Annotated in this window: 9 protein-coding genes; 5 read left to right on the top strand and 4 right to left on the bottom strand. The window is 53.4% G+C overall.

Features of this window, described 5'->3' with window-relative positions; genetic code table 11:
* The first annotated feature begins 4 nt into the window (after positions 1 to 4).
* Genes SFX18_02980 through SFX18_02990 form a run of 3 tightly spaced genes read left to right on the top strand, consistent with a single transcriptional unit; the run spans position 5 to position 4662 of the window.
* Positions 5 to 1504 carry a PilN domain-containing protein gene (locus SFX18_02980; protein ID MDX1962088.1) on the top strand — a complete coding sequence of 500 codons (1500 nt, stop codon included), beginning with the start codon at positions 5 to 7 and terminating at the stop codon, positions 1502 to 1504.
* A 16-nt stretch (positions 1505 to 1520) separates the two neighbouring features.
* On the top strand, positions 1521 to 2153 hold the full coding sequence (locus SFX18_02985; GenBank protein ID MDX1962089.1) for a hypothetical protein: 633 nt from the start codon (positions 1521 to 1523) through the stop codon (positions 2151 to 2153).
* 43 nt (positions 2154 to 2196) lie between these two features.
* Positions 2197 to 4662 carry a secretin N-terminal domain-containing protein gene (locus SFX18_02990; GenBank protein MDX1962090.1) on the top strand — a complete coding sequence of 822 codons (2466 nt, stop codon included), beginning with the start codon at positions 2197 to 2199 and terminating at the stop codon, positions 4660 to 4662.
* A 50-nt stretch (positions 4663 to 4712) separates the two neighbouring features.
* Here the strand turns inward: SFX18_02990 and SFX18_02995 are convergent, their stop codons facing one another.
* Positions 4713 to 6161, bottom strand: coding sequence for an NADH:flavin oxidoreductase (locus SFX18_02995; protein MDX1962091.1), 1449 nt, complete (start codon positions 6159 to 6161; stop codon positions 4713 to 4715).
* A 2-nt stretch (positions 6162 to 6163) separates the two neighbouring features.
* Positions 6164 to 7582 carry a PQQ-binding-like beta-propeller repeat protein gene (locus tag SFX18_03000; protein ID MDX1962092.1) on the bottom strand — a complete coding sequence of 473 codons (1419 nt, stop codon included), beginning with the start codon at positions 7580 to 7582 and terminating at the stop codon, positions 6164 to 6166.
* A gap of 217 nt (positions 7583 to 7799) precedes the next feature.
* Between SFX18_03000 and SFX18_03005 the strand changes: the two genes are divergently transcribed.
* Positions 7800 to 8747 carry a dihydrodipicolinate synthase family protein gene (locus SFX18_03005; protein ID MDX1962093.1) on the top strand — a complete coding sequence of 316 codons (948 nt, stop codon included), beginning with the start codon at positions 7800 to 7802 and terminating at the stop codon, positions 8745 to 8747.
* Between the two features lie 476 nt (positions 8748 to 9223).
* Here SFX18_03005 and SFX18_03010 read toward each other — a convergent pair whose 3' ends face one another.
* Both SFX18_03010 and SFX18_03015 read right to left on the bottom strand, forming a co-directional pair.
* Positions 9224 to 9946, bottom strand: a complete 723-nt coding sequence (locus SFX18_03010) for a choice-of-anchor F family protein (GenBank protein MDX1962094.1) — start codon at positions 9944 to 9946, stop codon at positions 9224 to 9226.
* A 358-nt stretch (positions 9947 to 10304) separates the two neighbouring features.
* Complete coding sequence (locus tag SFX18_03015; GenBank protein ID MDX1962095.1) at positions 10305 to 11012, bottom strand: 4'-phosphopantetheinyl transferase superfamily protein; 708 nt, start codon at positions 11010 to 11012, stop codon at positions 10305 to 10307.
* Positions 11013 to 11334: 322 nt separating this feature from the next.
* Here SFX18_03015 and hflX point away from each other — a divergent pair.
* A partial coding sequence (hflX, locus tag SFX18_03020) for a GTPase HflX (protein ID MDX1962096.1) occupies positions 11335 to 12193 on the top strand: 859 nt, incomplete at its 3' end.

The raw sequence follows: 12193 nt of genomic DNA on the forward strand, positions 1-12193 counted from the left end.
ACACATGAAAAATCCCTTTATTAAATCCGCGTCATCACTCCGCCGCGAACTGGTTTTGCAAATCACCCGCAATACCGTCTTGGCCCTGGTGACCGAACGTAGCGGTAAATATTCCGACACAAATGCCAAGTGGGTGCAACTTCCCTGGCAGGGACCGACGAATGGCTTGCCGGTGGGGAATGAAGCGGAAAAACTCTCCGCGCTTTTACATTCCCTGGTCGAACAAGAAAAACTATCCGGATGCCGCACGTCGCTTAATCTCGCGGGAGACTTTTGCGTGACAAGGGTGGTGGCGGGAACCCACACCCACGTCCAACAAGAGTTGTTGCAGTTGCAGCAGCGCTGTGAACGCTATTTATCGCTTGGCTCCGGACCCAAAGCGATCGCTCAATCGCGGCATCCCTTGGATGCCCGGCGGGAAATCGCCTGGTTGACCGTGGCAAATCAAACCACGCTGCAAACCATGGTTGGCGGCATTGTCGCGGCGGGACTTAAGCTGGACTTGATCGAACATTCGCTCATCGCCCTCGCGCGGATCCTTGGCCAGCGGGGCTTGGACCAGCGGGCACCGGTCTTGATTATCGAAATCGGGTCTAATGGCGTGGATTTGGGCGTCACTTACCAGGGAAAGTTGCTGTTGGATTATCGACCGGGCGGGCTGAATCGCGTGGAAAAAATTCCCGCCATGCTGGATTTGCACCTGGAGCGCATTCAACGCTACTGCCTGAGGATTCTTCAAAAAACCGACTTATCCATTGCCAAAATTGTACTGTGCGGCGAGCCGGAAGCAGTGGCCGCCGCCCAGCGGCAATTTGACCAGGCGGGGGGCCTGCGGGCCGAAATATTTACCCCCGTGGAGGGGACGCCCGACTGGAACTGGCCCGCCAACGCCGAACCCGGGGCGGAATTAACTTCGCTGGTGGGAACCTGCAAAGCCCGGCAAAATTTGCCAGGAGACGCGCAAGGTCCCAATCTTATGGATTTTCTCCACAAATTATTCCGCGAACCGTTGTTGCCGCTGATTACCAAAAATTGCTGGCCGATCGCCGCGGCGGTCGCCCTGGTCGCCTGCCTATGGAGCCTCAACTGGTGGCAAGAATGGAAAAACCAGGACTTGGCCGCACGGTGCGAAGTGGCCACTTCCCAGGAATTGCGGGTCAAACAAATTCAATATCGCCTGGCTGAAATCGAGACCAAAATCCGGCATTATGAACGTTTAGGCCAAGGACTGGAAAAAGCGGCCTGGTCGGACTTGCTGGCAAAAGTGGGAGAATGCCTGCCCTCGGGCGTCTGGCTGGAAAATTTGCGTGTGGAACGGGATCGCAAATTGGTCCTTTCGGGACCTAGCCTGTCGGAGGGAGGGATTTACGAGTTTTTGAAAAACCTGAAAACCATCAGTGAATTAAAAAACATTGACTTAGAGGCGACCCATCCCACGCAATTGAAATACGGTGCCGCCACGGTTTTTGACATTAAGGGAAACTTTGCCGATCGTAAGGAATAACCTGGGAGACCCGGCCATGCTGAATGAATCAATTGTGCGCGTTATGCTAACCCATCCCCGGCGATTTTGGGGCGTAATAGGCGTTACCGTCGGAATCTTGTTCCTTTGCGGACTACCAGAGGTCGATAAGTACAACGAACTCCGGGCACAGGCGCGGGATTTCCGAGCCGAGCTAGCGCAGTTGGGCGCCCTGGACCAGCGATTTGCCAGGTACCAGCAACAGTTGGATCGGCGGCTGACCAGCTTGCGCGAATTGGAAAAAAAAGCCCTCACGCCGGAGAATGTCCAGGAGTTCCGGGAAAACATGGTCGAGTTGACGCGGGATAGCGGCTGCACGCTGCGTAGGATTCGCGTGCAGGATCCGCAATTGCGGGATTGGCTGGAAAACGACGACCCCCTGCAATTTCACACCCCCACGGAGAAAGAAACCAAGACACCGTATCAATTGCAAACCCAGCAGCTTTCGATCCAGGTGACCGGACCATTGGCCAATATTCGGGCAATGCTGGACAAATTATCGCGCATGGATCGCTATTTTGACACCGCCGGCTTTGTGCTCAATCGTTCGAGTGAAGACACGGGCTTGGTGGATTTGGATTTGCAATTGTTGCTGTTTGATTTGGTTAAGCCTAGCACGGCGGCTAATTGACAGCCGCAGAATCGGGACCGGGCGACTTCACGGATGAAGCCAAATGCACGCACTGCCAGGGAAGCGACAACTTTGCTTTAGCCCGCCGAATTCCGGGCTGCTGCGCGCCGCTGTCACCGCGTGGCTGCTGCTAGCGCAATTGGCTGGACCCGCGTTTTTGTTCGCGCAAACTCCGCTGTCGGATTCTTCGATTTTATCCGACCAAATGCGGGCCAAGCTGTTGACCACGGGCAGCATCACGCTCCGCGACGCCAATTTTATTGAGGCGCTGTTTGCCATTCGCCGCGCCTGGGACGTGAATATTGTCGCGGGTAATGATCTAAAGTCCGAGACCGTTAATTGTGAATTTGTCGATACCCCGCTGCACGAAGTCCTGGATACGATCCTCAGCTCCCGGGGTTATTGTTATCGCCCCGTGGGAAATTCGCTCATCGTGGCCAAGCTAGAAGACACCGACGCCCTCAAACCGCTGTTTGAATCGGCCGTCATCCCCATTCAAAATGTCAACCCGGAAGAGATCGTCCCCGCGGTCACGCTGTACCTTTCCAAGTTTGGCAAAATCCAGCCGGTTCCCGGCGCGCGACGCATCATGGTCCTGGATTATCCCGACCGGATCGAATTAATTCGCGCGAAAATTGCCGAGTTTGACAGCGCCGCTGCGGGAAATACCCCCGCCGATACCGCACAACCGGGAACCATCGTGGGTGATGCGGGCGGAGCTACTCCGGGACCGCAACAACCGCTTAAAGTGGCGTATTTCCGCCCTCAATTTGTCAAGGCGGAAACCTTGGTCCCTCCCCTGCAACAATTGCTCAGCGTGTATGGGCGTGTTTCGGCAATTCCGTTGGAAAATCGCATCTTGGTCGTGGACACCCCCGAAAAACTAGAGCTTATCACCGAAGCCATCAAAACCCTAGACGTTCCCCGCCCGCAAGTTCGCATTTACGCGCTGATCTATGACGCCAGCATGAGCGATGTGGCAAAACTAGGCGTGAATTGGAGTTCCGTAGCCAAGGGGAATAACCTGGACGCGGCGGGGGTCGCCCAGGATCAATTGGCGTTAAACACCATTACCGCCGCCGCTCCAGCCGCCGGTGCCGCCAACGGCGCGCTTACCGTGTTAAGTCTAAATAGCAATCTGGACTTGAATAGCGTCATCAATGCCTTGGCAACCCTCAAGGACTCGCGCTTATTGGCCGACCCCAATGTGTCCGTGGTGGATAATGAAACCGCCAGGATAGAAATTGTCACCGAGATACCATATCAACAATTGACACAAAGCTCTGGCGGGGGAAATATCGGCACCACCGCGTTCCGAGAAGCGGGCGTGACGCTCAATGTGACCCCCCAAATCGCCCATGACGGCACGATCCTGATGAAGGTCAATCCCAAGTTCAGCTTGCTGACCGGCTTTACGCCCCAAGACAATCAACCGATTATCGACCGCCGCGAGACTAACACCACCGTGCGCGTTTCAAATCGGCAAACAATTGTCCTGGGGGGGTTGCGTCAACGTAGTTCCATTGACGAAAACAGCGGGATCCCGTTTCTGAAGGATATTAAATTTTTGGGGATCGGGTATCTCTTTAAATATCGCGAAACATCTAAAAGGGACAGCGAGTTGCTAGTCTTTATTACCCCTGAAATCATGGACTTTGAGGGGTTTAACCGGGTGCGCGATCAGAACACGTTTTACGCCTCCCAGGAATGTCTGGATAGCCAGGCGGATTCACTAACCCCACTCCAATGCCAGGGTCCTTATTGCGATAAATGCGGCAAACATCATCATCGCAAACGAATTGTGGATCAGCGGTACCCGCCGGTCGCCGGTACTTTTGACGATGCCGGAATACCCGCGGATGCCATCCTGGTGGAGGATCGACCCGCTCCCTCTACTGGCGCGCCGGTCAGCATCGCGCCAGAATCAGCCAGCACCAGCGAGGTCCTTCCCCCGGTCGCCCCCAACAGCGCGGGAAGTCTTCAGAATCCTCCTTTACGGCAACCCACTCCCGCGCCGACAACGACCGAGCCACTCCCTCCCATCGAACCAAACGGCCCCATCCCTCCGCGGTTACAACCCGTCCCCCCCGTACAGCCCAATTTACGCGAGTCGGCGATTCGCTACCCTGGCACCGCACAACAGGTGTCAAATCTACAACCCGCGAAACTTCAATCACCTCCATTGCCAGCCCCCCATCAAACTAACAGTAGTGTCAAAGTGGTGTTGCCAGGAAATCGACCATTGATCGCCCCCCTGCCCCCCGCCGCGCCAATGACCACCCCCCAACAACGACTTGCGCAACGCCCTCCAGCGTCTTTGTCTCCGGTAAGCGGCGCTAAAAACGCGACGCTTTCATCCCAGGCAAGCTCCGCAAACAAACCGCCGCAACCCGGAAAAGAGGCGGCCTCCAACAGTTGGTTATTTCCCGCAAATTCCTCGACTAAGCCCTCCCCCTCCAAAAAACCAGCGAAGCCGCGGACTAGCGGTATCAAACCTTCGCACTTTTAATAAGCTGGAAAAATAGTCTTTTCAGTGTGAGAATTAATGCCGCTCAACATTTAAACCGTGGCGTCCCGGGGCCGAGCCGCCGCGACCCGCTCCGCTTGCGGCAAGTTCTTATAAAAGGGGTCCAGCGGATAACATCCGCTTTCGATATGCAAACGGGCGGCGGTGGTGCAATCGCTGAATGTCCGGCAAATTTGCTTGCGTACAAGATTGCCCCCACCCAACACATCCTGCGGCAACGTCGGATAAGAAAGCACCATTCTGCCCAACCCCACAAAGTCCGCCCAGCCAGCCCGCACGACACCTTGGGCCACGTGCGGCAGATACTCTTGTAAATACGAATACCCCGATCCAACACATAACAATTGCGGAAACCGTTCCTTGCAAATTCGCGTGGCGGTGATCTGCCGTGCCACGCCCACCAACGGGTCCTCCGGGGGAAGGTAACCATCGCTAGGGGGATAACTGGCGGGGCGTAGAATGTGCGGATTATAGTAAGCGCTGCCAGCGGAAAGGTTGACCAGGGAAACCTGGCGTTCCATGAGCCAGTTTATTAACCGCAATGGTTCCGTCAGGTCATATTCCAACGGGTTATCGGGATTAACGCCAAAACCCCATTCATAAGGAAGCAATTGCGCATGGGGAACAGGCTGCCCTGACCCAGGCCCCGCCTCAAACGGGATCAAGTCAAACAGACTGAGGCGAACCCCCAGACCCAGCCGTGGCGCCGCGGCTTTGACGTTATCAATAATTTTTAGTAACAATCGGCAACGACCCGCCAAATCACCTCCATAATCTCCGGGACGGCGCCGCGCGCCCAGAAATTCATGCAGGCAGTACCCATGGCAGGCTTTGATATCCACAAAATCAAATCCCGCGGCATCCGCGGTTTGCGCGGCCAGCACATAATCAACCACCAGTTGTTCCAACTCTGCATCTTTCCAGATCAAGCGGTCATTCGCGCTGTCGATGCCAAACTTGGCGTCCAAAATAGGATGCCGACAGGCGATTTTAGGCTCTAACTGGGTGGAGTTTGGTCGGGAAAACCGCCCCGAATGCGTTAATTGCAAGCCCACATAACTATCGTCGGGGGAATGCCCGGCTTGCTCATGGGCGGCTAGCAATTCCAACCGCAACCGCCGTAGGCCCGACAAATGCGCGGGCGTGGCCAGTAATTGCCGAGGGTTGGCGCGCCCCGCTGGTTGTACAGCCGCGGCTTCCCCTCCCCAAATCAGTTTTGCGCCGCTACGACCAAAATTTTGCCAACGGCGAAAAACCAACTCCGACGGCGTGCCGTCGGGATGGGCATCCCAACCTTCCATGGGTTGAATACACCAGCGATTACCAATGACGCGATTTCCCAACATGTACGGCGCGGCCAGGGGAGACGCGGCGGAGGTCAACACCTCTTTGTCCAACGGCAAATCCAAATTCAATTGCCGCAACCTATCCTGCAAGGCGGCGGGGGATTTAAATTGGGCCAGTTTGGGAAAGGAAGTCACGGCTATTCCTTGCCCTGAATTTTATAAATGGCTTTATCCGTGCGGATGTATAGCGCTTGTTCCAGGGCAATTGGTGAGGCCATGATAGCGCCATCCAACTGGTTATCAGCCAATTTTTCAAACTTTACTCCTGGATTGATGACAGTCGTTACCCCGTCCGTGTTACAAAATAATACCTTCCCATCCACAAACAGGGGGGATGCGCAGAATTTTCCCCCCAGGCGTTCCGTCCAATGAACGGTTCCCTGACGGGCATCCAGACAGGTGGCAACACCATTATCATGGACCAAAAATAACTCGTTACCCACCAAAAGCGGGGAAGACATGCTGGGGACCTGCTTGCCATACCGCCAAGCGATGTGCGGTTCCGGTATTTTACCCTGACCGTCTAATTGCACCGCGAGCAATTCCGACTTCATAAAACTGGTACACATAAACATTTTTCCGTGTCCCGTGACCGGCCGGGGGACAATCGAAAACCCGAGTGCCCCGTAATTCAATTTCCACAATTCCTGGCCATTCGCCGGATCATAGGCATATAGCCAATCCGCGGCGGGGGATAACAATACCTCGCGCTCAGTTCCTTGCCAGTTTTGCTTTACGATCAGGGGAGTTCCGTACGCCTTTTTCAACTGCTTGTTGCTATTCAGCTCGCCCGTGCGATCTGTGCGCCAGGCCAGCTCCCCCGTGGCTTTATCAAGGGCGACAATATATTGATAGTCGCTCCCATCACAGTGAAAAATAAGCTTGTCGTCATGCAGAATGGGCGTGCTGCCGGGACCATTTTCGTGCATGATCACCAATTTTTGATTCGTCCAGATAACATTCCCCGTGGAAGTATCCAGGCAGGCATTGCCAAACGCTCCAAAGTGACAATAGAGACGATCCCCCTCGATGACGGGTGTGGGTGAGGCGAAACTATTTAGAGTGTGAATTTGCTGGGGTTCGTCGACCTCTAGCAATTTAACCTGTTTGACTAATTCCCCGGTTTGGGGATCCACGCCTAGGGCAAAAAAATCGACATGTCCCGCAATATCCAGTGGTTGATCCCCCGTGTTAACTTTCAGTCGTTTTTGCTTTAGTTCTTCGCTGGCGGGTTGAACCTCGGCGCAGGTCATCCATAACAGTTTCCCTGCGGTCACGGGGGAAGACCAACCTTTGCCGGGCAAAGGCGTTTTCCAAGCGATATTTTGGGTTTCGCTCCAAGTTGACGGGATATTGGTTGCCCGGGCATGCCCTTGACCGGTGGGTCCGCGAAATTCCGGCCAAGTTTTGTCCTCCGGGGATAATTCCACGGCGTACCCCCTTAACAACACCGCCGCCAACGCCAAGGAAACAATAAGGCCACGTCTCGAAATAATCTTCATCATAAACAGCGTTCCCGAATGTTTGATTTGCAAATGAGAATGGTTGGTTGGCATAAAGTCCGTTCATGGGAGTAAGGCGTTACTAGAAATTGGGTCCATTCCCGGATATTTTTAGGGGGACCAAATTCACTGTTAATTTAGCCCAGTAGGGAAGCGACGTCTACAGACCGCGGTGCGTCGCGTGCGATGTGCCCCTTACGGTCGCACGTTTTTTCCCGGTGAATTTATTTGATTATTGGATGCTGCATTACCTTTTCTCAACGGGTGGCACATGCCGGCGACAACTACCGAGCAAAAACTGCGTGGGATCTTTACCCCTAATTTGGTTCCCCTGGATGAAAATGGCGAGATCCATGAGACCGAACTGCGCCGATACACTGACTGGTTGATAGAGCGCGGCGTGCATGGGCTGTACCCCAATGGTTCCACCGGCGAATTTCCCCGCTTTACCGCCGAGGAACGCCAACGAATCATCCAGATAGTCTGTGATCAGGCGCAAGGCCGGGTGCCGGTCCTGGCGGGAGCGGCGGAAGCCAACACCCGTGAAACCCTTCGCGCCTGCGAAAAATATCAAGAATATGGCGCGCGGGCGGTGGCCATTGTCGCCCCATTTTATTACAAGCTCGGCCCCGAAGCGGTTTATGCCTACTTCCGCGAAATTGCCCAAAATTCGCCAATCGATGTGACACTTTACAATATTCCCATGTTTGCCAGTCCGATTGATGTCGCCACGATTCAGCGATTGGCGGAACTTCCGAAAATCGTGGGGATCAAGGATTCGACCGGCGACTTTAGCCTGATGCAACGGATGATGCGGGCTGTGCGGCCGATTCGACCCGACTTTGTTTTTTTGACCGGCTGGGACGCCGCCCTGGTCCCGATGTTATTAGGGGGGTGCCAGGGAGGTACCCACGCCAGTTCCGGCGTTGTGCCAGAATTAACTCGCCAGATTTTCGACTATACCCAACAGGGAAAAAATGACCTTGCCTGGAAATTACAGGCAGTACTGGCGGAGTTGTTTGATAAAATGTTACTGAATGTGGAATTTCCAGAAGGATTCCGCCTGGGAGTGGAAATTCGCGGGTTTAGGATGGGCCGGGGACGCCAGCCCCAGACGACGATTCAAGCCGCACAACTAAAGGAATTGCGCGGCCAACTCGAGCAGATACTAGCCGAATCCCTGACGACGCTGCCGACAGATTACACTAATCGCAAGTAATTATTGCGCGGTTTTTACACAATTTACCAAAGGATTCCGCAACTCCGTTGGAGTAGGAGTTCACTGGTTTTGTTCTTTTCCCAGGGTTGTTCGCTGCGCTCCAACCCGTGGGCTTTGTTACAGAACCGCGTTGCGGTAGCAGATTACCGCGAAGCGGTTATGGAACTCAGCCCAGGGTTGCCGCGCAGCGGTTACCCTGGGTCTAACGCAAGCCAAGAATCCTACCGCAACGCGGTTGCGTCATGCCGTAATTATCATTAACAGTTCACGTCATCACAAAATGCTAGCTGCGCTGTATTTGGTTAGAAAGCGTATTAAATTGCTCACTCACCTTGGAAAAATATGACATTCGCATTTGACGAATAGCCAAAACAAAAAAAGCCTTGGACATAATTGTCCAAGGCTTTTGTGAATTGTTGCTGTGTGTGTGTACGGTCTGGGCAGTACAAGGATAATCGAAACTAGTTCGTGCAAAACTAGCTAACCCGGCGACGCCAAGTCAAAGCCAAACCGCCAATGCCAGCCAAAGCGGCCAAGATCATTGTGCTGGGCTCAGGAACAATCCCATCCGGGGGAATGCTTTGACGGAGGGTAAAGGAACGAACATCGGGTGGCAAATTCGGTACGTCAATGCGGAACTGGTAAAATTCTGCACCGGTGGAGTGAAGGCCGTTGTTGAAAAGCAGCACGTCTTCGTTTAATACGACATTGGTAAATGCTGTCGCATTTGGAGCGGTGTCATAAGTCGGACCGTCAAAATCCAACCCATCTCCGGCGGGAGAGGGAACAAAGCCGGCACCTACGCCAAAGCCCAATTCCATCCGATAAAAACGCCAGTTATAGCCAGTGTTGTTATCGACGGATTCGAACAATTTGTATTCGGTAGTGCCATTTGTCGGGTCGACATTGAAAACAATGTCAATGTAGCCCGGATTGTCAAAACGCTTGATCGGCACTGTGATGTTGTTGTCAAACTCACCACCGCCAACCTGATTATCGTTGTCTTTGTTGAATGAGTTGACCACGGGAACTTGCACAGTTCCCAAACCGGGACCAGTCCCAGCCTGGAGACCGAACATTTGCACGCCAGTGATCATACCGGCTTGCGAATCTTGTGCAAAAGAAATGCACAGCGCAGCGGAAGCGGCTGATAAAAGAAGTTTTCGGAAAGCTGTAGTCGGCACAAGCTGCCCTTTCATAGTTGAAGGAAACTGCTACTCAGCCAAGTGTGTAGTCTAGCACGTGTGGGATCTATTCACTCAATCCGCAAAATCAGCAATGACTGTTGCTCATCGCACAAATCTCACTTCAGAGATCATAACTTACACCCCGCACATAAAGCAATAATTTGGCAAAAATAATCGGCAAATGTAGCAAAATCGATAGAACAGTCTATTTTAAGTATTTTAACCACTAAAAAAGCCATAAATATGAAATAGAAAACACCAATCCAATTAATTTACCAACCCGTGTTACAATTATTTCTAAAAAACACCAAAAAATTTGCTCCCATTTCCCACGAAATGACTCGTTTTTCAGCCTGGAACCCCCAATTACTCAAAACCAATCCTCCACCTTGCAGTTCCATGCTCCCGCGGGAGCCGCCACGGTCGCGGAGTAGCCTGGTTCCAGCTCGAGGTGTTGTAAACGCCAGCCAACCGCGTCCCCCGAGCTGTCATGGATCGCAAGTAAGCGTGCAGGCAGGTTCGGTCTTGCCTGAACAGTAAAGTTGGCCAAAGGGTAGCTCAACCCTTGGCCTATGGCTTTGATAAAAGCCTCTTTTTGCGTCCAAATGGCAAAAAAACCAGCCACTTGCTGGTTAGCGGGTAACTCTTGCCATTCGGCAAATTCACCGGAAGAAAAGAACCGCTGCGCTAAATCGGCCAATTTCTCTTCCTTGCGATACTGTTCAACATCGATTCCCACGGTGGCTAGATTTGTCACGGCCACTAGGGCCAGATCGCCCGTATGGCTGATATTAAAGTGGCCATAATCTGTTCCCCGGCATTGCTCCCGCGAGACTGCTGGTCGGCCATGCCCGTTATAAACAAAGCTAATTTCCTGGGGTAAAACCCGCAAAATCCCGGCTAAAATCCGCCGCAGCACCCCTCTGCCGACAATGAATCGGTGTTGGAGGCTTTCTCCCCGGAAACGATCGGCCCTGACTATTTCATCCTCCGACAAAATTTGCCGCAAGGATGCTACCTGCTCAGTAGGAGCATCCAGGCAAAGTCGCCAAATTTTGATCCACGGAGAGTTGGCCATATAATACAATCAACTGAACAACAATAAATCGCTACTTGGCGAACCATGCACGCTGCTTAAACCAGTTGCACTTGTTGACTCAACGACGCTAGCCAATTAACTCAATTGGCTGAATGTGGTGGCAATCCGGCTAAAAATCCACGATTATTTGTGCCGCAAGCCTACCGCAAAAAAACAACCTGACCTGCCATTATTCTTGACAGAAATGCGAACTCCGGGCACAACAAATGCATCACCTACCCATGGGTCGCCACAACAGCCGCCAAAAGCTGTTAATCCCAATTTTGCAGGATGAAGGAACCCTTTTCAACTGAACTTACACGTGACAGAACTGCAAAGAAGTCAAAGCGTTGCTCGCGAAGCCGCCATTTTGGTCGGTGTCCTGCTGGATCAACGGATCACCGAGGAAGAGCCGTTGGAAGAATTAGCCGGGTTGGTAACTTCCGCCGGCGCCCGGGTGGCCGGCAAACTAACCCAGCGACGGGACGCGCCCGACATGACCACCTATGTCGGCAAAGGCAAATTGGAAGAACTGCAAAGTCTGGTCGAGGCCTCGGATGCCGATTGCGTGGTGTTTGACAATGATCTAAACCCCGCCCAAACGCGCAATCTTGAGCAAGCCCTCAAGGTCAAAGTCTTGGATCGCACCGAGTTGATCCTGGATATCTTTGCCAACCGCGCCCAAACCTATGAGGCTCGTTTGGCGGTCGAATTGGCCCAATTGCAGTATTCACTCCCCCGCTTGAAACGAATGTGGACCCACTTGTCCCGTATTAAGGCGGGGATAGGTATGCGTGGGCCGGGCGAAAAGCAACTTGAAGTGGACCGCCGCTTGGCAGAAAAGCGAATTCACGAGTTACAAACCGAATTGCATGAAATTCTCAAGCGAAAAGAGCGCCTGGTCGCCAGCCGGAACGACCGGATGACGGTATCCCTCGTGGGTTATACCAATGCCGGTAAAAGCACGCTCATGAACGCGCTTACGGGGGCGGGGGTCCTGGCGCAGGACCAATTATTTGCCACGTTGGACACCCGGACACGGCGTTGGCAACTGCCGGGCTGGGGTCCCGTGTTGCTAAGCGATACCGTCGGTTTTATTCGGGATTTGCCGCATAGCTTGATCGCCAGTTTTAAGGCCACGTTGGAAGAAGCCCGGCAGGCGGATTTACTGTTGCATGTGG

Source organism: Pirellulales bacterium, from assembly GCA_033762255.1.
Lineage (GTDB): Bacteria > Planctomycetota > Planctomycetia > Pirellulales > JALHPA01 > JANRLT01.

Bases quoted from the DNA above. Each gene is read 5' to 3' on its own strand.
- SFX18_02990 (MDX1962090.1), top strand. From the start codon at position 2,197: ATGCACGCACTGCCAGGGAAGCGACAACTTTGCTTTAGCCCGCCGAAT.
- SFX18_03000 (MDX1962092.1), bottom strand. From the start codon at position 7,582: ATGCCAACCAACCATTCTCATTTGCAAATCAAACATTCGGGAACGCTG.
- SFX18_02980 (MDX1962088.1), top strand. From the start codon at position 5: ATGAAAAATCCCTTTATTAAATCCGCGTCATCACTCCGCCGCGAACTG.
- SFX18_02985 (MDX1962089.1), top strand. From the start codon at position 1,521: ATGCTGAATGAATCAATTGTGCGCGTTATGCTAACCCATCCCCGGCGA.
- SFX18_03010 (MDX1962094.1), bottom strand. From the start codon at position 9,946: ATGAAAGGGCAGCTTGTGCCGACTACAGCTTTCCGAAAACTTCTTTTA.
- SFX18_03015 (MDX1962095.1), bottom strand. From the start codon at position 11,012: ATGGCCAACTCTCCGTGGATCAAAATTTGGCGACTTTGCCTGGATGCT.
- SFX18_03005 (MDX1962093.1), top strand. From the start codon at position 7,800: ATGCCGGCGACAACTACCGAGCAAAAACTGCGTGGGATCTTTACCCCT.